We start from the raw sequence: 20,160 nt of genomic DNA, 5'->3' as shown, positions 1-20,160 counted from the left end.
GGAAGCTCGCGGTGAGCCGCATGGCGGCGGACATGGGTGAGCAGGCCTCGTCGGCCGCGGGCGGGGCCGAGGTGGATGCCGCTGCCCAGCCCGACGTGACCTCGGTGGTCATCGACACCAACATCGTGCTCGACCTCTTCGTCTTCGACGATGCGGCCGCCAAGCCGCTGCGTGTGGCGCTGGAAGCCGGTCAGCACCGGTGGCTGGCGACGGCCTCGATGCGTGTCGAGCTGGCCCGCGTGCTGGACTATCCGCAGATCGCGCCTCGGCGGACCTACTACGGCCTGTCGGTGGAGGACGTGCTGGCCTGCTTCGATCGGCATGCGCAGGTGCAGCCGTCCGCGGCGAAGGCGCCCTTCACTTGCGCCGACCCGGACGACCAGGTGTTCATCGACCTGGCCGTGGCGCACCGGGCGCGGTTGCTGAGCAAGGACAAGGCCGTGCGGGCGATGCGCAAGCGGCTGGCGGGGCTGGGCGTGGAACTCTGGCCCTGAGTCGCTGAGTCGCTGAGTCGCTGAGTCGCTGCGCTGGCTGCGGCGCTGCATGGGGTGCATCAAATGTGTGGGTCTTGTGGGGTGTGGGCGTGCAGGTTGTGCGGACGCACCTGAGATCGGGGTGCTAACCCGGCAGAGGGCGCCGGCATGCGCGCTCCCGGTGCACGCTCGCGCTGACCGGCTTGCCTCACCAGACGGGTGCTCGCTCTCCACCGACGCGCCTTCTGCACTGCACGGCGCCGCGAATGGCACCTCCGTACGCACACCGGCACCCTCCGCCTCAACGCTGCGCCCGAACGGCCAGGTTCGGACGCCGGGGTCCCAATTCCGTTCGCCCTACGCTTGGCGAAGGGCAGAACGGCGCGCGGCACATGTGCCCGGCAATGCTTGACCCGCCCGTGTGTTGCCCATAGGGGCCAGGCTTCGACAGCTCAGCCCGAACGGGTGGGGTTCACTGGCCGGCATTACCTCCAGACCCCAGGACCCCTAGGACCCCCAGACCCCAGCACCCCACGAGCCACGAGCCACGAGCCACGAGCCCAGGACTCCAGGACGCCAGGACCCCGGGACCCCAGGAGCCAAAGGACTCGAAGGACAGGGGCCCAAAGAATGCAAAGGCCCGAACAACGGGAGGGCTCGGGCGCAGCGTTGAGGCGGAGGGCGCCGGTGTGCGTGCGGAGGTGCCATTCGCGGCGCCGTGCAGTGCGCAAGGCGCGTCGGTGGAGAGCGAGCACCCGTCTGGTGAGGCAAGCCGGTCAGCGCGAGCGTGCACCGGGAGCGCGCATGCCGGCGTCCTCTGCCGGGTTACCGTCCCAGTCGCCGATGCCGCCGATGCCGCCGATGCCGCCGATGCCGCCGATGCCGCCGATCCCGCCGATCCCGCCGATCCCGCCGATCCCCCATTACCCCAGCCGCAAGTACCGCCGGTGCTACCCGACGCTGTCAAGCTCTCGAGCCACTGAGCTCAGAGCAGCACCGGCAAATCCGGCAACTCGTTCACGCGCCGCGGCGCCTCGGTCCCGCCCTCGGCCGGAAAGTGCGCCACCAGCAGCGCCGAGACCTCTTCCAGCGCCTGCGTCAGCCCGTCCTCGAAGCGGCCTTCGCGGAAGGCGCCCTTCATGCGCTGCGTCATGGCGGCCCACTCGGCCGCGTCCACATGCGCGTCGATGCCCCGATCGGCCAGGATCTCGATGGCGTGGTCGGCCACCAGCAGGTAGATGAGCACGCCGTTGTTCTGCGCCGTGTCCCACACCCGCAGCTTGCCGAACAGCGTGACGGCGCGGTCGCGGGCACTGGCGCTGCGGCGGATGTAGCTCCAGGGCAGGCCGGCCTCGATGCAGATGCGCACCTGGCCCGTGTGGCGCGCCTCGCTGGCCGCCACGCGTCGGCCCAGGCGCTCCACGGCCTCGGGCGGCAGCAGGCGCCGAACGTCGTGCTCGTCGTGCCAGCGGTGGCGCCACAGGCGCGCGACACGGGCGATCAGGCCCGGGCGGCCTGCGGGGGATCGGTTCATCGTCATCACCAGTCTCCCGAGGCGCCGCCGCCGCCGAAATCGCCACCACCGCCCGAGCTGAAGCCGCCGCCGGAACTGCCGCTGCTCCAGCCGCCGCCTCCACCTCCACCACCGGACCAACCGCCCGACCAGCCGCCGCTGGAGCCGCCGTGGCCGCCAAGGCCGGGGCCAGCGCGGTGGCCCGACACGAAGGCGAGCACCAGTGCGGCGAGCGTCGCCAGCGCGGTCACCACCAAGCTGGTGGTGACGATGAACACCGCCACGCCAGCCAGCCCGCCGGTGGCCAGCGGCCCCAGCTTGTTGCCCAGCAGGCTGCGCAGGAGCGGGCCGCCCAGCACCACGCCGAAGAAGACAAAGACCGCCAGGTCCTCCCAGTCGACGTCCAGCAGGCCTTGCTTGTGCACCGTGTGCGACTGGGGCATCGGGAGAGGCAGGGCCTCGTTCTCGATGCGCGCAATCAGCGCATCGGCGGCGGCCTCCAGGCCGCCGGCGAAGTCGCCATTGCGGAAGGCCGGCTTCATCTGCTGGTCGACGATGCGTGCCGCCGCCAGATCGGGCACCGCGCCTTCCAGCGTCTTGGCCACCTCGATGCGCATGCGGCGCTCGTCCTTGGCCACGATCACGAGCACGCCGTCGCCCACCTCGCGGCGGCCGATCTTCCAGGCATTGGCCACGCGGTTGGCATAGGCCGCGATGTCCTCGGGCGCCGTGGCCGGCACCATCAGCACCACGATCTGCGAGCCCTTGCGCTGCTCGAACTGTGCGAGCTTGGCGTCCAGCGACTGCATCTCTGCGGCGCTGAGCGTGCCCGTCTCGTCGATCACGCGTGCCGTGAGCGCGGGCACCGGCAGCAGGCCCTGCGCCCAAACCGTCGCCACGAGAGCGATGCTCAGGCACAGCACGGCCAGTACGGCCGAGAGGACACGCCAGACCGCACCGCGCCCCAGGGGCGCAGCGAAGGCGGGGAACACCGCGGAACCGGCTCTGCCGGGCCGCCGGTGTTGCCCCCTCGAAGGGGGTTGGCGGAGCGACACGAAGTGCGCGAAGACTGGGGGTGTGCCCATCTCTGGGGTGGGCCTACTTCTTGAAATCGACCACCGGCGGCTTGGAGATCTCCGCCTCGTTCTGCACGCTGAAGTTGGGCTTGGGCGCGTAGCTGAAGACCTTGGCCGTCAGGTTGGTCGGGAAGCTGCGGGCCAGCACGTTGTAGTCCTCCACCGTCTGGATGTAGCGGTTGCGGGCCACGGTGATGCGGTTCTCGGTGCCCTCCAGCGTCACGCGCAGGTCGCGGAAGCCCTGGTTGGCCTGCAGCTGCGGGTAGCGCTCGGCCACCACCATCAGCCGCGACAGGGCGCTGGAGAGCTCGCCCTGCGCCTGCTGGAACTTGTTGAAGGCCTCGGGGTTGTTCAGCGTCTCGGGCGTGACCTGGATCGAGGTGGCCTTGGCCCGGGCCTCGACCACGCGCGTGAGCGTCTCCTGCTCGAAGTTGGCCTCGCCCTTGACCGAGGCCACGATGTTGGGCACCAGGTCGGCGCGGCGCTGGTACTGGTTGAGCACCTCGCTCCAGGCGGCCTTGCTGGCTTCGTCCAGGCGCTGGAAGTCGTTGTAGCCGCAGCCCGAAAGCAGGGTGGTGGCGGCAAGAAGAAGGGCGCAAAGCCAACGGGTCATCGAACCTCCTTGAAAAGCATGGACGGCGGTGCGGCTGGGCGGACGGCAAGGAAGCGCCGTGCGCCGCGCACCCCCGTGGAGCGGCGACAGTAGCATAGGCCGATGGCCCTCGACCCCCTCCAAGCCCTGCAGGCCGCCAGTCGGCCGATGGCGCGTCCGCCTGCCCTCCAGAGCCTGCTGATCGCCGGCGCCACCGGCCTGCTGGGGGCGGAGCTGGTCCATCGCCTCGGTGGCGGGGGCGGCTACGCCCGCGTGGGCGTGCTGGCCGGCCAGCCCTTGCGCGAGGGGCTGCGCGGCATCCAGCCGGTGGTGGTGCCGGGCGACCGGCCGCCCGCCGAATGGCCTCGCCTGCCGGTGGACATCGGCATCGTCGCCTTCGATCCGCCGCGGCTGCACCACGGGCGCGAGCGCGCGCTGTGGGCGGCCGACCCCGCGCAGCTGCTGGCCATCGCCACCTGGCTGCGCGCCTGCGGTGCACACACGCTGGCCGTGGTGCAGCCGCACGACGCGGGCCGTCTGCCCGATGCGCTCAAGCGCGGCCTGGCCAACCTCGACGAGCATGCGCTGGCCGGACTCGGCTTCGAGCGGCTGCTGCTGTTCCGCGCCGCGCGCAAGCCGACGGACTTGGTGCGCGGCCTGCTCCCCGGCCTGGCGCACTGGATGCTGTCGAGCCTGCGCTTCATGGTGCCGGCCACCGACCGGCCGGTGCGCGCCATCAAGGTGGCCGAGCTGCTGGACGAGGCGCTGCGCATCGCACCCCCGGGCGTGCACGTGGCTGCGCCCGAGGTGGTGTGGGCCGCTTCGCAGCAGGACGCGCGCGCGGTCGCCGCCCGCTGGTTGCTGGGCGAGGCGCCCGATGGCAGCGACGCGCCGCGGCCGGCGCGCGATGCCTGGAAGTCGCCGTAGTCGGGCGAGGCCGACCGACCGGCCCCTCAGCCGAAGCGCAGCGTGCGCAGACCCACGCTGCGGTCGATCCACACCACCGCCGCCAGCGTCAGCACGATGCTCACCGTGGACACCGCTGCGGCCGTCGGGTCGAAGTCCCAGCGCAGGTAGTCGAAGAGCTGCAGCGGCAGCGTGGTCATGCCCACGCCCTTGAGCAGCAGCGACATGTTGAACAGATCGAAGGAGATCACGAAGGCGAACAGCGCGCCGGTGATCAGGCCCGGCTTGATGAGCGGCAGCGTCACGCGCGCGAAGGCCCGCGCGGGCGAGGCGCCCAGGCTGCGCGCTGCCTGCTCCAGCGAGCCGTCCTGGTTGTAGAGCGCCGAGGCCACGTTGGTGAAGACGTAGGGCAGCGTCACCAGCACATGGCCCACCACCAGCCCGAACACCGTGCGCGTGCCGATGCCCGTCGCGTACAGGAAGAACAGCAGCGCGATCGCGGTGAGGATCTCCGGCAGCATCAGCGGCATCATGAGCAGCAGGCGCAGCGCCTCGCGCGTGCGCGTGGCATGGCGCACCACGTACAGCGCCGCGCTGGTGCCGATCAGCGTGGCCCCCACCGTGGCAGCCGCCGCCAGGGCGAGTGAAGTGCCCATGGCCCGCATGAAGCCCTCGTTGGCGAACAACGCGCCGAACCAGCGCAGCGACAGTCCCTGCGGCGGAAAGGTGAGGAACTCGCCCGCGTTGAGCGACATGAGCACGATCACCACGATCGGCAGCAGCAGGAAGGCATACACCGCGCCGATGAAGACGCGCAGCAGCGTGTCCATCGCGCGGTCGGCCACCATCGATCCGTTCATGCCAGACCCCTCGAAAGGCGGCGCGTCAGCCGCGCGTAGGCGGCCACGGCGAGCATGCCGCAGGCCGTGAGCACCAGCGCCTGAGCGGCGCCCGCCGGCCACTGGAAGTTGTCGATCAGGCTCTGTACCACCAGCACCGACACCGTCTTGACCTGCGCCCCGCCCAGCATCACCGGCGTGACATAGGCGCTGAGCGTGAGCACGAACACCAGCACCGTGCCAGCCTGGATGCCGGGCCACGACAGCGGCAGCGACACCCGCAGGAAGGCCTTGAGCCGCGAGGCGCCCAGCGAGCGCGCCGCGGCCTCCAGGCTCGGGTCGATGCTCTGGATCACGCCCACCAGCGGCAGGATCATGAAGGGCAGGAACACATGCACCAGCGCGATGGTCACGCCCAGGCGGTTGTTCATCAGTTGCAGGCCGCTGTCGATCCAGCCCAGGTCGATCAGCGCGCGGTTGATCACGCCGTTGCCCGACAGCAGGATCAGCCATCCGAAGCTGCGCACCACCACGCCCACCAGTAGCGGCGAGAGCACCAGCACGTACAGCAGGCCGGCCCAGCGCGAACGCGTACGCGCGAGGTGGAAGGCGACGGGATAGCCCAGTAGCAGGCAGATCGGCGTCACCGTCAGGCCCAGCAGCAGCGTGTCGGCCAGCACACCGAGCAGGTAGCCGTCGGTCAGCGCGCGGGTGTAGTTGCCCAGCGTCAGCCCGGCGCCGTAGGGTGCGCCGACGGCCGGCGGGCGCAGGCTCATCAGCACGATGTTCAGGTAGGGCAGCAGCAGGAACACGCCCAGCAGCACCAGCGCCGGGGCGATGAGCCAGATGGCGCGGCTGCGCGGCGGCGTCGTCGCCGTCGTGAGGGGGGCCGCAGCAGGCGCGGCCAGCGTGGACGCGCTCATCCCGGAATGACCCAGGCATGCCCGGGCTCGAAGGCCAGGCCGCAGTGCGCGCCTTCGGGCATGCGTCCGCCGGGCGGCGTCTGCACCAGCAGGGTCTGGCCGCCGGCGGCCTCCACCACATGCTCGACCGTGCTGCCCAGGAAGTAGCTGCGTGCCACACGGCCCGCATAGGGGCCGTCGGCGCGGAAGTGGATGGCCTCGGGCCTCAGCGTCACCTGCACGGCCTGGCCGGGCTCCAGGGCCTCATGGAAGGCGGCTTCGACGGGGCCCAGTGCGGTGTCGACCGCATGCACCGGCCGCGGCCCAGGTCCGGGGACGATGGCGCGCACGCGGCCTTCGATGAGGTTGGAGCGGCCGATGAAACGGGCCACTTCCACGCTGAGGGGCCGCAGGTAGATGGCCTCGGGCACGTCGAACTGCTGCAGTTGGCCGCCCAGCATGACGGCCACGCGGTCGGACATGACCATCGCCTCGGCCTGGTCGTGCGTCACATAGAGCGTGGTGATGCCCACGCGCCGCTGCAGGTCGCGGATGAACACCCGCATGTCCTCGCGCAGCACCGCGTCCAGGTTGGCCAGCGGTTCGTCCAGCAGCAGCAGGCGCGGCTCGATCACCAGCGCCCGTGCCAGCGCCACGCGCTGCTGCTGCCCGCCGGAGAGCTGGCGCGGATAGCGTTCGGCCAGTGCGCCCAGCTGCACCATGCCCAGCACGGCTTCGACCCGGCGTTCGATCTCGGCGCGCGGCACGCCGCGCATCTCCAGGCCGAAGGCCAGGTTGCGCCGTACCGTGAGGTGCGGAAAGAGCGCGTAGTTCTGGAACACCATGCCGATGTCGCGCTTCTCGGGCGGCAGGCCGGTGATGTCCTCGCCGTCGATGAAGATGCGGCCGGCCGCCGGATGCTCGAAGCCGGCCACGCAGCGCAGCGTGGTGGTCTTGCCGCAGCCGCTCGGGCCCAGCACGGAGATGAACTCACCCTCGCGGGTGGACAGGTCCAGCGAATGGATGGCCACATGGCCGGCATAGCGCTTGTGCAGCCCCTCGATGGACAGCCGCGTGGTGCGCCGGCCGGCCGTGCGGACCGTGGGCATCGCGGCCTCGGGCGGCGCGGACAGGACTGCGCTCACTTGATTTCCCGGTTCCAGCGATCCGTGATCGCCGGCAGCTGCGGATTCACCTTCGCCCAGTCGAACTGCACGATGGAGGACATGGCCTTGCCGCTGATCGGCACGTCGGCGGCCAGCGCCGGCTCCAGCTTCACCTGCGTGTTGGTGGGCGAGGTGAAGAACTCCTTGGCCATCGACTCCTGCACCTCGGGCCGCAGGATGAAGTTGAGGTACTGGTAGGCGGCTTCCTTGTCGGGCGCGTGCTTGAGGATGTTGAAGGACTGCTCGAAGGCCACCACGCCTTCGCTGGGCACCACCATCTCGACCGGCACGCCCTTCTTCTTGAGCGCCACGATCTCGGGGAAGTCGATCACCGCCACGGTGACGTCGCCGCGCGTGAGCATGGTCGACAGCGTGCCGCTCCAGTCGGCCTGCTGGAAGGGCAGCAGCTTCTTGATCTCGACGAAGGCGCGGTCGATGGCGTCCTGCGAGCCGCCGTAGATCTTGGCGGTCATCAAGAGGAACAGCATGGCCGCCGTGTTGCCGATCTGGTAGAGGCCGATCTTGCCCTTGAACTCGGGGTTGCTCCAGAGATCGGCCCAGGACTTGGGCGGCGTCTTGACCAGGTCCTTGCGGTAGCCGATGCCGATGGTCGAGACGATGCCGCGCACGCCGTTGTCGCCCGGGTTGCGCATGTTGGGGTAGACATGGGCCAGGTTGGGCACCTTGGCGGCGGGGATGGGCTCGAAGTAGCCCTCGCCGCGCACCACGCTGGCGATGTTCTCGTTGACCATCAGAACGCTGTAGGGCGGCTTCTCGATGCCGGCGGCGCGCAGGTTGGCGATGAAGTTCTTGCCCAGGCCCACGTCCAGCGTGGGCTTGACGCCGCTGATCTTCTCGAAGGCCGGCATCAGGTCGGTGCGCCAGAACTTTTCCCAGCGGCCACCGTAGGTGTTGATCACCAGCGGCGCAGCCGCGAGGGAGGGGAAGGCGGGCAGGCCGAGTGCGGCGGCGGTGCCCAGGCTGCGGGCCAGCAGGTCGCGGCGGTTGATCGGAAAGGTCATGACAGCACTCCGGAACATTGAAAGGAAGAGGACGCGGCCTTCAGGCCACGGCGGCAGGCTCGGCGGGCTTGCGGTAGTCGTAGTTGCGGTTGAGCCGTTCGAGCAGGTAGTCGCCGTAGCGCACCGGCGGGTGCTGCGGCGGATGGGCTGCATCGGTGCAGGTGGGCAGGCATTCGATGAGCGTGTCCATCGATGGATCGAGGAAGTAGGGCAGCGAGTAGCGGTCGCCGCCCGAGCGGTTGATGACGCGGTGCGGCGTGGAGACCAGGCGGCCGTTGGTCCAGCGCGCCAGCATGTCGCCCACGTTGAGCACGTAGGTGTCGGGAATGGGCGGTGCCTCGATCCAGTCGCCGCCGCGCGGGCGCACCTGCAGGCCGCCGGAGTCGTCCTGCGCCAGCAGGGTGATGATTCCGTAGTCGGTGTGCGGGGCGGAGCCGATCTGCTCGTCCTCCGCCGGCGGCTGCGGCGGATAGTGCAGGGCGCGCAGGAAAGTGGTGGGATGGTCGAAGTGATGGTCCAGCGCCGTGGCCGGCAGGCCCAGCGCCAGTGCGATCAGGCGCACGATGTGGCGGCCCAGCGCATCGACCTCCCGCACGTAGGCCAGCATGGCGGGCTTGAAGCCCGGCAGCCAGTCGGGCCACTGGTTGGGGCCCTGCATGGGCAGGCCCGCGCGCAGGCCGGGGTCGTCGGGTGGCAGCTCGTGCATGAGCATCAGCGACTCGCTCATGTTGGGCCGCGTCACCTTGGCCACGGTGGAGGTGACGATGGTGGAGCTGGCCATGCCCATGTAGCCGCGGTGGAAGGCGTTGATGGCCAGCGACTGCTTCTGCGCCAGCGTGGAGGCATGGAACTTGCGCGACGCGGCGAAGGCGGCCTCGCGCGTGGCGGGCGCCACGTTGTGACCGGCGATGTAGGCGAAGCCGATCTGGCTCAGGGCCTCGAACAGTTCGCGTGCGCTCTGCTGCGCGGCGGGGGCATCGGCGTCGAGGCTGCCCTGCAGGTCGACGATGGGAATGTGCTTCATGACAGGGTCTTGCTCGAAGGGTTGAGGGCGCGCTGACGCCACACGGCCAGCAGGTCGGCCGAGGTCATCACCAGCCCCAGATGCAGGGACACCATGGCCAGGGCGGCCTGCTCCAGCGGCTCGTCGGTGCCCCGCACCAGGTCCTGCAGCACGATCACGCGGTAGTTGCGGTTGTTGGCATCGAAGGCGGTGTTGAGCACGCAGCAGTCGGTGAAGCCGCCGTCCAGCACCACGGTCTCGATGCGCTGGTTGCGCAGCAGGAAGTCCAGGTCGGTGGGGTAGAAGGCCGACAGGCGGCGCTTGTTCTCCACCTTCAGGTCACCGGGCTCGACGCGCGTGACCCATTCGGTCCAGGGCGATCCTTCGATGGCATGTGCGTCGGCATTGGGGATCGGGCCGACGTGCAGCGGGAAGGTGCGCCGCCATGCCGACGGGATGCCACCGATGTCGTCGGCGCCGCCCTCGCGCACCACCGACTTGACATGCACGATGCGCCCGCCCAGCGCACGCACCTCGTCGTGGAAGGCGTCGATGGGGGCGACCACGTCGCGTGCCCGCGGGGCCGGGCAGGGGCAGTCGGGCGAATCGTCCAGGTGGCCGCGGTGCATGTCGATGGAGAGCACGGCGGTGCGGGACAGGTCCAGGTAGTCGGCGAACTGGGCCGGGTCCAGCTCGCGCGGCTGGTTGTAGACATAGGCGCGCATCAGCGTCGCTCCTCTCGCAGATAGGGTTGGCCGAGGGCGCCGGGCTCGTCGTGCACGGCCTGGCCGCCACGGCGCGCCAGGGCCACCCACACCATCACGCCCAGCGTGACGACATAGGGCGTCATCAGCACGAAGTACTGCGGCAGCTGCACGCCCGCCGCGGCCAGCTGGGGGATCAGCGCCTCGATGCATCCGAAGAGCAGTGCGCCGGCCAGCGCCCGCCACGGCGACCAGCGCGCGAAGATCACCAGCGCCACGGCGATCCAGCCGCGTCCACCGGTCATGCCCGCGATCCACAGCTTGGTGCCCACCACCGAGATGTAGGCACCCGCCAGACCGACCAGCGCGGAGCCCGCCACGACTGCGCCAAAGCGCCACAGCGGCACCGAGATGCCGGCCGCATCGGCGGCCTGCGGGTTCTCGCCCACCGCGCGCAAGCGCAGGCCCGGCGTGCTGCGGTTGAGCCAGTGCACCGCGGCCCAGAAGAGCAGCGGCACCAGGTAGACGATCAGGTTCTGGTTGAAGAGGCGCCCCACCAGCGGCAGCTCGGACAGCAGCGGGATCGGCAGCGCGCCGAAGCTGCTGACCGGCTTGTTGGTCCAGTCGAACACCGTGCCCAGCAGGCTGGTCAGCCCCTGGCAGAAGAAGACCAGCGCCAGCCCGGCGATCACCTGCTGGATGCGCAGCACGATCACCATGAAGGCGAAGAGCAGCGACACCACCGCCGCGGCCAACATGGCCAGCGGCAGCGCGATGGCCGCGTCGTGGAAGGCCAGCATGGCGCCGATGCCGGCCAGCGCGCCGACCAGCATCAGCCCCTCTGCGCCCAGCGACAGCACGCCCGCGCGCTCGCTGAGGATCAGGCCCAGCGCGGCCAGCGCATAGGGCACCGCGAAGTCGGGCGCATTGCCCAGCCAGTTGGTGGCGATGGCGAACAGGTCCATGTCAGCCTCCCTGTCCACGGGCCACGCGGCGGACGCGGTGGCGGATGAAGAAGTCCGACGAGGCGACGCAGATGACCAGGATGGCCTGGATCAGCTGCACCATTGCGAAGGGGATCTGGTAGAAGACCTGCAGGTTGCGGCCCGCCACGAAGAGCATGGCGATCAGCACCGCCACCACGCTGGCCGCGAGCGGGTTGTTGCGCGCCAGGAAGGCGATCAGGATGCCCGAGAAGCCGTAGCCCACGTAGAAGGCCTGCGTGAGCCGGCCCTCCTGCCCCGTCGCCACGACGAAGCCGGCCAGCCCCGCCAGCGCGCCCGACAGCAACACCGCTGTGAGCACCATGCGCGCCACCGGCACGCCGAGCGCGCGGGCCACGCGCGGGTTGGCATCGACGAAGCGCAGGTACAGGCCGGCGCGGCTGAGGCCCGTGAACCAGGTGGCGAGCAGCGCCGCCAGCACCGCCAGGCCGATGGCCGCGGTGCTGACGTTGCCGAACCATTCGGGCAGGCGCTCGAAGGCGCGGAACTGCGGCGAGTAGGGGAAGGAATCCTTCGGGTCCTTCCATGCGCCGTAGACCAGGTGCAGCAGAAAGTTGCCCGCCACGTAGTTCAGCATCAGCGAGGCGATGATCTCGTTCACGGCCAGGCGCAGCTTAAGAAGTGCCGGCGCCAGCGCCCAGAGCATGCCCATCGCCATGGCCACGGCGCCCATCAGCGGCAGCCGAAGGGCGGGCGGACCGATGTCGAACATCGACACCGCCGTGGCGCCGATGGCGCCGAAGATCATCTGGCCTTCCAGCCCCAGGTTCCAGAAGCGGGCACGGAAGGCGATGGCCGCGCCGATGCCCACCAGGATCATGGGCGCGGCCTGGAAGAGCACGGCCAGCAGGCTCTGCTGGTCCACGAGCGTCTGCATGATGAACTCGTTGAGCAGCTCGTCGGGCGGCACGCCCGCGGCCACCAGGATCGCGGCCGAGATGGCCAGCCCGACGACCACCGCCAGCGCGAGGATCAGCGCCTGCCGGGGCAGGCCCATCTGCTGGCGCAGCTCCAGCGTGTAGCGGCGCGCGAAGAGGGGCACGTGCTTCGCGCGTGCTTCCGCGGCGGTGGCGCCGAGCGCGGCATCAGTCATGGTTCACCATCGCTTGGCCGACCGCCTGGCGGTCGGCGGGTTGATCGAACTCGGCCACGATGCGTCCGCGGGCCATCACGCCCACGCGGTCGGCCAGCGCGAGCACCTCGTCCAGGTCCTCGCTGATGAGCAGCACGGCCGCGCCGGCGTCGCGCGCGGCGCGCAGGCGCGCATGCACCTCGGCACCCGCGCGCACATCCAGCCCGCGGCTGGGGCTGTGGGCCAGCACCAGGCGCGGCGCGCGGCCGAACTCGCGCGCCAGCACCAGCTTCTGCGCATTGCCGCCCGATAGCAGCGCGGCCTTCTGGTTCAGGTGGCGCACGCCCTGCACGTCGAAGGCCTGCACGGCCTCGCGCGCATCGGCGGCCATGCGGGCACGGTCCAGCCGCCAGGCGGGGCCGTAGCGGCCGGCCTGCACCTGGCCGATGCCGAAGTTCTCCATCACCGACAGGCCGCCCGCGAGCGCGAGGCCGTAGCGGTCGGCCGGGATGGCAGCGAAGTGCGGCAGGCGGCCGGTCGCGGCGCCGTCTTCACCGGCCAGCGCGATCGTGCCTTCCAGCCCCTCGGCCATGCCCATCAGCGCCTCGGCCAGGTCGCCCTGGCCATTGCCGCCGACGCCAGCCAGGCCGTAGATCTGGCCGGCGTGCAGGGTCAGGTCCACGCCGTCCAGCGCCTGGCGGCCGTTCGCATGCAGGCGCAGCCCGCGCACGGTCAGCAGCGGTGCACCGCCCATCGCGGGCTCCGTGGCCGCCTCGCTGGCCGCGACGGACTGGCCGACGGTCAGGCGCACCAGTTCCTCGATGGGCGTGGCCTTCGGGTCCACCGTGGCCACGGTGCGGCCGCCGCGCATCACCGTCACGCGGTCGGCCCAGGTCTTCACGTCCGCCATCTTGTGCGTCACCAGCGCCACCGCCGCGCCCTGGCGCGACAGCGCATGCACCGTGGCCAGCAGGCGCTCGGCCTCCTGGTCGGTCAGCACCGCGGTGGGCTCGTCCAGGATCAGGATGCGCGCGCCCGCCAGCAGCACCTTGAGGATCTCCACCCGCTGCTGCTCCGCGATGGAGAGGCGCTCGACACGCGCGCGCGGATCGATGGCGAAGCCCAGCTCGGCGGCCCGTGCGGCGATCTCTTGCTCCAGCTGCGCCATGCGCCGCCGGTGGCTGCCTTCGGCCTGTGCAAGCGGATGGCCCAGCAGGATGTTCTCGGCCACCGTGAACGGCCGCACCAGCTTGAAGTGCTGGTGCACCATGCCGATGTGCAGCGCTGCCGCATCGCGCGGCCCTGCGAGCCGCACCGGGTTGTCGTCCACCAGCAGTTCGCCCTGCTCGGGCGCGTACAGCCCCGCCGCAATGTTCATCAGCGAGGATTTGCCCGCGCCGTTCTCGCCCAGCAGCGCATGCACCTCACCCCAGCGCGCAGCAAACGACGCGTCCGTCAGGGCCTTGAACCCATCGAAGGACTTGTGGATACCGACGAGGCGCAGCGCGTCAACAGTCATCAGCGTATGAAGAGAAAAGGGACTGCCGGCAGCCGCCGCGGAACTGGCTTCGCCAGGCCGCAGGCGGCGCCCCCGGAAGGGGGTTGGCGGAGCGCAAAGCGCGGAGCCTGGGGGAGAGCTACTTTTGCGTGACGACGCCCTTGACGAACCAGTCCATCTTCCAGAGGTCCGCATCCGACAGCACGGCGCCCGCGGCCACGCGCTCCTTGCCGTCGCGGTCCTTCAGCGGGCCGGCGTAGACCTGTTTGCCCTTGAGGATGGCGTCGCGCTCGGCCTGGATCACCTTGACCTTGTCGGCCGGCACCGCCGCACCGAAGCCGGCGATGTCGGTGCCGCCGCCGCTCATCGGAATGAAGGCGCCATAGGGCTCGGGCTTCCAGTTGCCCGCGATGACCTTCTTGAGCTCGGGCACCAAAAAGCGGTCCCACACCCACACCGACGAGCACAGGGTGGCCTTGGGCGCGAACTGCCGCAGGTCGCGGTGGTGGCCGGTGCCGTACACGCCGCGCTCCTGCGCCACGATCTGCGGCGTCGGCGAATCCACGTGCTGGCCGATCACGTCGGCGCCCTGGTCGATGAGGGCGGTGGCGGCGGCGCGTTCCTTGACCGGGTCGTTCCAGGTGCCGGTGTAGATCACGTTGACCGTGGCGTTGGGGTTCATCTTCTGCGCACCCAGCGCGAAGGCATTGATGGTCCAGTTCACCACGCCGAAGGGGTTGGCGGCCACGAAGCCCAGCTTGCCCGTCTTGCTGGCCGCGCCGGCGGCCATGCCGCACAGGTACTGGCTCTCGTAGGTGCGGCCGTAGAAGGATTCGAGGTTCGGCCCGTTGGTGGTGCCCGAGCCGTTGAGGAAGGCCACCTTGGGGTACTTGGCCGCCAGGTCCTTCATGGCGTCGGACTGGCCGAAGGCGGTGCCGATCACGATGTTGGCGCCGCGCGAGATGAAGCGCTCGGCCGCCGGCTTGATGACCGAGGCGTCCTCGCCCACGTTCTCCACGAACTGGATCTTCTGGCCGAGGGCCGCCTCGATCTTCACGCGGGCCTCGTCGAAGGCCTGCGTCCAGCCGCCGTCGTTCTTGGGGCCGTAGTACAGCATCGCGATGACAGGCTTGCCGCTCAGGCTGAAGCCGGCCTGCGCGTAGGCGGTGCCGGCCGACAGCAGCACGGCGGCGCCGGCCAGGGCCACGCTCATGCGGGGAAAGCGCTTGGACAACATGGAGACCTCCAGGAGGAAGGAAGAGGGGAGAGGAAGGAAGCGGAAAGGTGAAAAAGCACGAACAGTGCCGCCCCGGCGCCAGCCGGCCGGGCGGCGGGCGCGTCACATCATGAAGTTGATGCGGAAGACGTTGCCCTCGGGATCGAGCAGCACCGACTGGTACCAGTTGTAGTACGTGACGTAGGGCGGCTTGATGAGCGTGGCGCCGGCCTCCAGCGCGACGGGCACCATGCGGTCCACGTCCTCGCGGCTGTCGACGTCGATGTTGAGCAGGAACTTCACGCCCTTGGTGTCCGAGAACTCGGCCAGGTGCAGCAGCTCGTAGGCATCCAGCGCGTTGAAGCCCAGGCTGCTCTTGCCCGTGTCCAGCCCGCGGAAGATGGGCGAGCGGATGGCCTCGATCTCCGGGAAGCCGAAGACGCGTTGGTAGAAGCCGCTCAACGCGACCACGTCCTTGGCGAAGACGTTGACGTAGGAAAGATGGGCCATCACTTGGTGCCCCCGAACGTTGTCTGCTTCACGAACTTGGACGTGAGGTGATCGCCCGACGAAATCGGCGCGTACTTGGCCTTCTCGCCCGGCGCCAGGCAGGTGGGCAGGCACTCGACCATGGCGTCGTAGTTGGGCTGGTGGAAGAACACCAGCGACTGCCGCCGGTTGGTCTGCGCCACCTCGAAGGGCGGGTTGACCACGCGGTGCATGGTGGAGACCCACTGGTCGTTGGTCCACTGCATCATCAGGTCGGCGATGTTGACCACCAGGCCGCCTTCGACCAGCGGCACGTCCACCCACTCGCCCGCCTTGTTCTGCACCTGCAGGCCCTTGTCGTCGGGCAGCACGATGGTCAGGCTGCCGTAGTCGCTGTGCGCGCCGGCGCGCAGTTGGCCGGGCAGCGGCGCCTCGCGCTGGGGCGGGTACGACAGCACGCGGAACATGCTGATGTGCTTGTCGATCTTGTCGTCGAAGTAGGTCTCGGGGAGCTCGAGCGCCAGCGCGAAGATGCGCATGAGCGAGCGCGAGAGATCGCTCATGGCCTCGAAGTACTGCTCGTAGGCTTCGCGGAAGCCCTCGATGGGCGGCCAGCTGTTGGGCTCGAAGTGCGGGCCGGCCGCGGGGCCGCGGTGGTAGTCGTCATCGGGCACGTTGGAGGGGCCGATGGAGAAGGATTCCTTCAGGTCGCCGGGCGAGGCCTCTTCGAGGCTGTACGACAGGCCTTCTTCGCCCACCGCGCTGTAGCCGCGCACGGCGTCGTCGCGCGGGCGGTCCACTTTGCGCTTTTCCCCCAGCGGCATGTCGAAGAACTGCCGCGACAGGGCCGAGACGCGGGCGATGAGGGCCGGATCGATGCCATGGTGCGTGATCACCAGGAAGCCGATGCTGCGGCAGGCCTCGTCCACCTGTCGGGCCAGCGCGGCCTTCTGCGCGGCAGTGCCCGAGAAGTAGGGCGCGAGGTCGATGATGGGAACGGTCATCAGGGTCATGGTGCGTCTCGATGCGCGGAAGGGGGACTGGCAGAGGCCGTTTGCAACGACCGTGCCAGTTGGACCAAATGGACAAACGCCTGCTGGGCTGCGTACGATGCGCCGCATGCACGCCATTCGGCCGTGCTGCGGTGTCTTGGTGCAGGTCAAGACAGATGAGCGGTGCGCGAAGCCCGTTGCTGGTGCGTGCAGGCTGGTACGCGATTCGCAATGGCCGGTGCAGGCGGGCCGTTGCCGACCCCACGACGCACGCCCACGACAACAAAAGGAAAGGGAAGCCCGATGGCCAGACCACCCGCGGCGAAGAAGAAGGCGCCGACCGAGGTGCGCAAGCGCAAAGCAGAACCCGTGGGCACGAAGGCGGCGCCCGCAGCCGGCAAGCGGGCCGCGCGCCGGCCGCGACAGGCGGAAGACAAGCGCAGCGTGATCCTGTCTGCCGCGCTCGGCCTGTTCTCTCGCTATGGCCTGCACGGCACCAGCGTGGACCAGGTGGCCGCACGCGCCGATGTCTCCAAGAGCAACCTGCTCTATTACTTCGCCAACAAGGAAGAGCTGTATGTGAGCGTGCTGCGCGAGCTGCTGCATGTGTGGCTGGAGCCGCTGCGCGGCTTCAGCGCCGAGCAGGACCCGCGCGAAGCCATCGCCAGCTACATCCGCCGCAAGCTGGTGATCTCGCGCGATCAGCCCGATGCCTCACGCCTGTTCTGCCTGGAGATGATCCAGGGCGCGCCGCTGCTGCGCGAAGAGCTGGCGCTGGAGCTGCGGACGCTTGTGGAGCGCAAGTCCGAAGTGATCGCCGAATGGGTGCGCTCGGGCCGGCTGCGGCCGGTGGCGCCGCATCACCTGATCTTCGGGCTGTGGGCGTTGACGCAGCACTATGCGGACTTCGCCGTGCAGGTGCAGGCCATCGCCGGCCGCACGCTGCAGGACGCGGCCTTCTTCGAGGAGACGGTGGAGAACGTGCAGCGCCTGGTGCTGGATGGAATCAGTGCGCCCACAGCCGAGGCCATGGCGGCGCCGCTGGCCGCTTGAGGCCGCGTCTGCTCAGTGCGCTGCGGCTTGCGGCAGCAAGTCGTGGTAGCGGCGGTCGAAGTACACCAGGCCATGAGCGGCGCTGCCCATGCGCACCGCATCCACCTCGCAGAACAGCACGTCATGCGTGCCCACCTCGGTGCGGTTGACCACACGGCATTCGAATGCGGCTGCGGCCTCGGCGAGCACCGGCACGCCGCTGCGGCTCATCTGCCACTCGGCCGCGGCGAAGCGCTCAGCCATGGGCGTCTTGCCACCGAACAGGTTGGACAGCTGCTGCTGGCCGGCGCCCAGCACGTTCACGCACAGCACGCCGTTGGCCTGGAAGATGGGATACACCGAGGCGCTGCGGTTCAGGCAGACGAGCAGCGTGGGCGGCTCGTCGGTCACGCTGCACACGGCCGAGGCGGTGAAGCCCGCACGCCCCGCGGGACCATCGGTGGTGATGACGTTCACGGCCGCGCCCAGGCGGGCCATGGCATTGCGGTAGTCGCCGCGTTCGGGCGGCGTGGCGGCCAGGGCCTGCAGGGCTGCGGCGGCGGCGGCGGCGGCGGCGGTGGGGGCGGGGGCGGGGGCGGTGGACATCATCATCGGAAGCCGGAAGAGAAGAAGGGTCAGTCCTGACGCGACAGGAAGCCGAGCAGCGCCGCGTTGAAGCCGGCCGGATCGGTCACGCTGTGCGCATGGCCGCCGTGCGGGCTGCGATCGAGCAGGGCCTGGGGCAGGCCTTCGGCCAGGCGCCGGGACATGGTCCACGGCACCAGCACGTCGTCCTGCGCGCAGGCGACCAGCGTGGGCACGGCGATCTCGTGCAGGCGCGCGTCGACGTCGAAGGCGCGCAGGGCGCCGATGCGTGCGCGCATGTTGGCCTCGCCGGGAAAGTGGGCGAAGGCATGGTCCACCTCGGCCTGCACCTCGGCGGCATGGGCCGCGGCCCAGTCGGCGGGGTACAGGAAGATGGGCTGCGCCTCCACATAGGCGCGCGGCCCGCAGGCACCCAGCAGCGACAGGCGGGCGTCGAAGCAGCGGGCCGAGTGCGGGTTGGGCCGCGACCAGGCGTTGACCAGCACCAGGCTCGCGACGCGCGTGGGTGCATCCAGCGCCAGCTGCAGGCCGACCAGGCCGCCCAGGGCATGGCCCACCAGGTGGCAGCGCTCGGTGCCGGTGGCGTCCATCACCTCGGCCACATCGCGCGCCATGTCGGCGATGCTGTAGCCCGCGGGCAGGTCGGCGGGGCTGCGGCCGGTGCCGCGCTGGTCGTAGGCCACGACGCGCCAGCCGGCCTCGACCAGCGCCGGGATCTGCGGCCGCCAGAAGCCGGCCGAGCCGCCCAGGCCCGAGGACAGCAGCACACTGGGCGCGCCGGTGCGGCCTTCGCCGTGCACCTCGTGGTACAGCGCCATGGCGCGGCTCAGGCCTTCTTGCCCACGTGGGCGATGGAGGCGATCTCCACCAGGGCGTCGGGCTTCACCAGGCCGCACTGGATGCAGTAGCGCGCCGGCTTGGTGCCGGGGAAATACTCGGCATACACCGCGTTGACCTTGGCGTAGTTGGCCCAGTCGGTGATGAAGATCATGTTGAAGGTGACATCGTCCATCGTGCCGCCCGCGGCCTCGATGACGCCCTTGATGGTCTCCAGCACATGGCGGGTCTGCGCGGTGGCATCGCCGACGTGCACGACGTTGTTGTCCTCGTCGAAGGGCAGCGTGCCCGAGACGTAGACAACCCCGTCGGCCAGCGTGCCGGGCACGAAAGGCGCGATGGGGGTGCTGGTGCCGGGAGGGATGATGGCTTCCTTGGGCATGAAGGGACTCCAGAGTGGGATGGATGAAGGATCAGGCCGTGGCCGTCTCGGGCTTGGCAGGTGTGGCGGCAGTGGCGGGTGCGAGGGCCTGGCAGAAGGCGTCCACCGTCGACACCCAACCGAAGAAGGTCTCGACGTTGTAGACCGTGGCCTGCTGGATGGCGGCGCCGCCCAGCTCGTGCGTGGCGTCTTCCAGCATCAGCGAGAAGTACTCCAGGTGGAAGGCATCGCGCAGCGACGACTCCACGCACACATTGGTGGCGATGCCGGTGAACACCAGGCTGCGGATGCCACGCGCACGCAGGCTGCTGTCCAGCGTGCTGTTGAAGAAGCCGCTGTAGCGGGTCTTGGGAATCACGATGTCGCCGGGCTGCGGCTTCATCGCGTCGATGAGTTCGTAGTCCCAGCCGCCCTTGGCCAGGAAGCGGCCCTGCAGCTCGGGCTTGGCGCGCATGGTCTTGAGCGCGTTGGACTTGTGCCAGTTGGGCGAGCCGGGGCCGCCGGCTTCCACGTACTTCGCGTCCCAGCCGTTCTGCAGGAAGACGATGAGCATGCCGGCAGCGCGCGCCGCTTCGATGGCACGCACGATGCCGGCGATGGTGCCCTGCGCGCCCGAGATGTCGAAGCCGGCCGAGTCCACGTAGCCGCCCAGCGAGGCATAGGCGTTCTGCATGTCGACCACGATCAGCGCAGTCTGGGTGGGCACGAGGGCCAGGGGCTCGGGGCGCGAAGGAATCACCGTCGGTGCCGGTGCGCCCGGCGCCTGGGGCGGGCCGACGGGCGTGGCCGAGCGCAGGGTGGCGTTGGTCTTGGTGTTGCTCATGGTGCCGCCTTCC

22 protein-coding genes are annotated in these 20,160 nt (G+C 70.0%); 3 read left to right on the top strand and 19 right to left on the bottom strand.

Annotated features, from left to right (window positions below; all coding sequences use genetic code 11):
• Nucleotides 1-20 precede the first annotated feature (20 nt).
• Nucleotides 21-494 carry a PIN domain-containing protein gene (locus tag DFR41_RS01620; RefSeq protein ID WP_017758352.1) on the top strand — a complete coding sequence of 158 codons (474 nt, stop codon included), beginning with the start codon at nucleotides 21-23 and terminating at the stop codon, nucleotides 492-494.
• Nucleotides 495-1,458: 964 nt separating this feature from the next.
• Here DFR41_RS01620 and DFR41_RS01615 read toward each other — a convergent pair.
• The 3 genes from DFR41_RS01615 to DFR41_RS01605 all read right to left on the bottom strand — a co-directional run bounded on the left by DFR41_RS01615 (nucleotide 1,459) and on the right by DFR41_RS01605 (nucleotide 3,675).
• Nucleotides 1,459-2,007 carry a TPM domain-containing protein gene (locus DFR41_RS01615; protein ID WP_114802145.1) on the bottom strand — a complete coding sequence of 183 codons (549 nt, stop codon included), beginning with the start codon at nucleotides 2,005-2,007 and terminating at the stop codon, nucleotides 1,459-1,461.
• A 5-nt stretch (nucleotides 2,008-2,012) separates the two neighbouring features.
• On the bottom strand, nucleotides 2,013-2,978 hold the full coding sequence (locus DFR41_RS01610; protein ID WP_425326676.1) for a TPM domain-containing protein: 966 nt from the start codon (nucleotides 2,976-2,978) through the stop codon (nucleotides 2,013-2,015).
• Nucleotides 2,979-3,084: 106 nt separating this feature from the next.
• Entirely contained in the window at nucleotides 3,085-3,675 is a 591-nt protein-coding gene (locus DFR41_RS01605; protein ID WP_017760168.1) for a LemA family protein, read from the bottom strand.
• A 102-nt stretch (nucleotides 3,676-3,777) separates the two neighbouring features.
• Here DFR41_RS01605 and DFR41_RS01600 point away from each other — a divergent pair, with 102 nt between their 5' ends.
• On the top strand, nucleotides 3,778-4,581 hold the full coding sequence (locus tag DFR41_RS01600) for a Rossmann-fold NAD(P)-binding domain-containing protein (protein ID WP_114801448.1): 804 nt from the start codon (nucleotides 3,778-3,780) through the stop codon (nucleotides 4,579-4,581).
• Nucleotides 4,582-4,607: 26 nt separating this feature from the next.
• Here the strand turns inward: DFR41_RS01600 and DFR41_RS01595 are convergent, their stop codons facing one another.
• The 12 genes from DFR41_RS01595 to DFR41_RS01540 form a co-directional block, all read right to left on the bottom strand.
• On the bottom strand, nucleotides 4,608-5,420 hold the full coding sequence (locus DFR41_RS01595) for an ABC transporter permease (RefSeq protein WP_211322535.1): 813 nt from the start codon (nucleotides 5,418-5,420) through the stop codon (nucleotides 4,608-4,610).
• The gene (locus DFR41_RS01590; RefSeq protein WP_017758875.1) at nucleotides 5,417-6,322 is read right to left on the bottom strand and encodes an ABC transporter permease; all 906 of its coding nucleotides are present in this window, start codon (nucleotides 6,320-6,322) and stop codon (nucleotides 5,417-5,419) included. The genes DFR41_RS01595 and DFR41_RS01590 overlap by 4 nt, the downstream gene beginning before the upstream one ends.
• Nucleotides 6,319-7,446, bottom strand: a complete 1,128-nt coding sequence (locus DFR41_RS01585) for an ABC transporter ATP-binding protein (RefSeq protein WP_244917616.1) — start codon at nucleotides 7,444-7,446, stop codon at nucleotides 6,319-6,321. Before DFR41_RS01585 ends, DFR41_RS01590 begins: the two co-directional genes overlap by 4 nt.
• Complete coding sequence (locus DFR41_RS01580) at nucleotides 7,443-8,489, bottom strand: ABC transporter substrate-binding protein (protein WP_017761330.1); 1,047 nt, start codon at nucleotides 8,487-8,489, stop codon at nucleotides 7,443-7,445. The genes DFR41_RS01585 and DFR41_RS01580 overlap by 4 nt, the downstream gene beginning before the upstream one ends.
• Nucleotides 8,490-8,529: 40 nt before the next feature.
• Complete coding sequence (locus DFR41_RS01575; protein WP_017761329.1) at nucleotides 8,530-9,513, bottom strand: isopenicillin N synthase family dioxygenase; 984 nt, start codon at nucleotides 9,511-9,513, stop codon at nucleotides 8,530-8,532.
• The gene (locus DFR41_RS01570; protein WP_017761328.1) at nucleotides 9,510-10,217 is read right to left on the bottom strand and encodes a cysteine hydrolase family protein; all 708 of its coding nucleotides are present in this window, start codon (nucleotides 10,215-10,217) and stop codon (nucleotides 9,510-9,512) included. Before DFR41_RS01570 ends, DFR41_RS01575 begins: the two co-directional genes overlap by 4 nt.
• Nucleotides 10,217-11,161, bottom strand: coding sequence for an ABC transporter permease (locus DFR41_RS01565; RefSeq protein ID WP_017761327.1), 945 nt, complete (start codon nucleotides 11,159-11,161; stop codon nucleotides 10,217-10,219). The genes DFR41_RS01570 and DFR41_RS01565 overlap by 1 nt, the downstream gene beginning before the upstream one ends.
• Nucleotide 11,162: 1 nt before the next feature.
• On the bottom strand, nucleotides 11,163-12,293 hold the full coding sequence (locus DFR41_RS01560) for an ABC transporter permease (RefSeq protein ID WP_017761326.1): 1,131 nt from the start codon (nucleotides 12,291-12,293) through the stop codon (nucleotides 11,163-11,165).
• Nucleotides 12,286-13,791 (bottom strand): ABC transporter ATP-binding protein, encoded by a 1,506-nt coding sequence (locus DFR41_RS01555; protein WP_170159301.1) that lies wholly within the window; start codon nucleotides 13,789-13,791, stop codon nucleotides 12,286-12,288. Before DFR41_RS01555 ends, DFR41_RS01560 begins: the two co-directional genes overlap by 8 nt.
• A 118-nt stretch (nucleotides 13,792-13,909) precedes the next feature.
• The gene (locus tag DFR41_RS01550) at nucleotides 13,910-15,007 is read right to left on the bottom strand and encodes a BMP family ABC transporter substrate-binding protein (protein WP_017757393.1); all 1,098 of its coding nucleotides are present in this window, start codon (nucleotides 15,005-15,007) and stop codon (nucleotides 13,910-13,912) included.
• Between the two features lie 102 nt (nucleotides 15,008-15,109).
• The gene (locus DFR41_RS01545) at nucleotides 15,110-15,496 is read right to left on the bottom strand and encodes a VOC family protein (protein WP_043113989.1); all 387 of its coding nucleotides are present in this window, start codon (nucleotides 15,494-15,496) and stop codon (nucleotides 15,110-15,112) included.
• Entirely contained in the window at nucleotides 15,496-16,488 is a 993-nt protein-coding gene (locus tag DFR41_RS01540) for an isopenicillin N synthase family dioxygenase (RefSeq protein ID WP_017757391.1), read from the bottom strand. The genes DFR41_RS01545 and DFR41_RS01540 overlap by 1 nt, the downstream gene beginning before the upstream one ends.
• Nucleotides 16,489-16,770: 282 nt before the next feature.
• Here DFR41_RS01540 and rutR point away from each other — a divergent pair, with 282 nt between their 5' ends.
• Nucleotides 16,771-17,520 carry an HTH-type transcriptional regulator RutR gene (rutR, locus tag DFR41_RS01535; RefSeq protein ID WP_017757390.1) on the top strand — a complete coding sequence of 250 codons (750 nt, stop codon included), beginning with the start codon at nucleotides 16,771-16,773 and terminating at the stop codon, nucleotides 17,518-17,520.
• Between the two features lie 12 nt (nucleotides 17,521-17,532).
• Here the strand turns inward: rutR and rutF are convergent, their stop codons facing one another.
• From rutF to rutB, 4 genes are read right to left on the bottom strand one after another with little or no spacing between them, the layout of a single operon-like run.
• Entirely contained in the window at nucleotides 17,533-18,105 is a 573-nt protein-coding gene (gene rutF / locus DFR41_RS01530; protein WP_211322555.1) for an NADH-dependent FMN reductase RutF, read from the bottom strand.
• A 29-nt stretch (nucleotides 18,106-18,134) separates the two neighbouring features.
• On the bottom strand, nucleotides 18,135-18,923 hold the full coding sequence (gene rutD, locus DFR41_RS01525) for a pyrimidine utilization protein D (protein ID WP_114801446.1): 789 nt from the start codon (nucleotides 18,921-18,923) through the stop codon (nucleotides 18,135-18,137).
• 8 nt (nucleotides 18,924-18,931) lie between these two features.
• Nucleotides 18,932-19,324: a pyrimidine utilization protein C gene (gene rutC / locus DFR41_RS01520; RefSeq protein ID WP_017758375.1), complete on the bottom strand. Its 393-nt coding sequence runs from the start codon at nucleotides 19,322-19,324 to the stop codon at nucleotides 18,932-18,934.
• A 31-nt stretch (nucleotides 19,325-19,355) separates the two neighbouring features.
• Complete coding sequence (gene rutB, locus DFR41_RS01515; protein ID WP_114801445.1) at nucleotides 19,356-20,147, bottom strand: pyrimidine utilization protein B; 792 nt, start codon at nucleotides 20,145-20,147, stop codon at nucleotides 19,356-19,358.
• Between the last annotated feature and the right edge of the window lie 13 nt (nucleotides 20,148-20,160).

The sequence above is a fragment of the Pseudacidovorax intermedius genome, assembly GCF_003350475.1.
Classification (GTDB): Bacteria; Pseudomonadota; Gammaproteobacteria; order Burkholderiales; family Burkholderiaceae_C; genus Xenophilus; species Xenophilus intermedius.
This window is presented reverse-complemented; position numbering and strand designations above follow the sequence as displayed.

Coding starts and splice junctions, on each gene's coding strand:
- DFR41_RS01620 (WP_017758352.1), top strand. CDS start 21: ATGGCGGCGGACATGGGTGAGCAGGCCTCGTCGGCCGCGGGCGGGGCC.
- DFR41_RS01615 (WP_114802145.1), bottom strand. CDS start 2,007: ATGAACCGATCCCCCGCAGGCCGCCCGGGCCTGATCGCCCGTGTCGCG.
- DFR41_RS01605 (WP_017760168.1), bottom strand. CDS start 3,675: ATGACCCGTTGGCTTTGCGCCCTTCTTCTTGCCGCCACCACCCTGCTT.
- DFR41_RS01600 (WP_114801448.1), top strand. CDS start 3,778: ATGGCCCTCGACCCCCTCCAAGCCCTGCAGGCCGCCAGTCGGCCGATG.
- DFR41_RS01595 (WP_211322535.1), bottom strand. CDS start 5,420: ATGAACGGATCGATGGTGGCCGACCGCGCGATGGACACGCTGCTGCGC.
- DFR41_RS01590 (WP_017758875.1), bottom strand. CDS start 6,322: ATGAGCGCGTCCACGCTGGCCGCGCCTGCTGCGGCCCCCCTCACGACG.
- DFR41_RS01580 (WP_017761330.1), bottom strand. CDS start 8,489: ATGACCTTTCCGATCAACCGCCGCGACCTGCTGGCCCGCAGCCTGGGC.
- DFR41_RS01575 (WP_017761329.1), bottom strand. CDS start 9,513: ATGAAGCACATTCCCATCGTCGACCTGCAGGGCAGCCTCGACGCCGAT.
- DFR41_RS01570 (WP_017761328.1), bottom strand. CDS start 10,217: ATGCGCGCCTATGTCTACAACCAGCCGCGCGAGCTGGACCCGGCCCAG.
- DFR41_RS01565 (WP_017761327.1), bottom strand. CDS start 11,161: ATGGACCTGTTCGCCATCGCCACCAACTGGCTGGGCAATGCGCCCGAC.
- DFR41_RS01560 (WP_017761326.1), bottom strand. CDS start 12,293: ATGACTGATGCCGCGCTCGGCGCCACCGCCGCGGAAGCACGCGCGAAG.
- DFR41_RS01555 (WP_170159301.1), bottom strand. CDS start 13,791: ATGACTGTTGACGCGCTGCGCCTCGTCGGTATCCACAAGTCCTTCGAT.
- DFR41_RS01550 (WP_017757393.1), bottom strand. CDS start 15,007: ATGTTGTCCAAGCGCTTTCCCCGCATGAGCGTGGCCCTGGCCGGCGCC.
- DFR41_RS01545 (WP_043113989.1), bottom strand. CDS start 15,496: ATGGCCCATCTTTCCTACGTCAACGTCTTCGCCAAGGACGTGGTCGCG.
- DFR41_RS01540 (WP_017757391.1), bottom strand. CDS start 16,488: ATGACCCTGATGACCGTTCCCATCATCGACCTCGCGCCCTACTTCTCG.
- rutR (WP_017757390.1), top strand. CDS start 16,771: ATGGCCAGACCACCCGCGGCGAAGAAGAAGGCGCCGACCGAGGTGCGC.
- rutF (WP_211322555.1), bottom strand. CDS start 18,105: ATGTCCACCGCCCCCGCCCCCGCCCCCACCGCCGCCGCCGCCGCCGCC.
- rutD (WP_114801446.1), bottom strand. CDS start 18,923: ATGGCGCTGTACCACGAGGTGCACGGCGAAGGCCGCACCGGCGCGCCC.
- rutC (WP_017758375.1), bottom strand. CDS start 19,324: ATGCCCAAGGAAGCCATCATCCCTCCCGGCACCAGCACCCCCATCGCG.
- rutB (WP_114801445.1), bottom strand. CDS start 20,147: ATGAGCAACACCAAGACCAACGCCACCCTGCGCTCGGCCACGCCCGTC.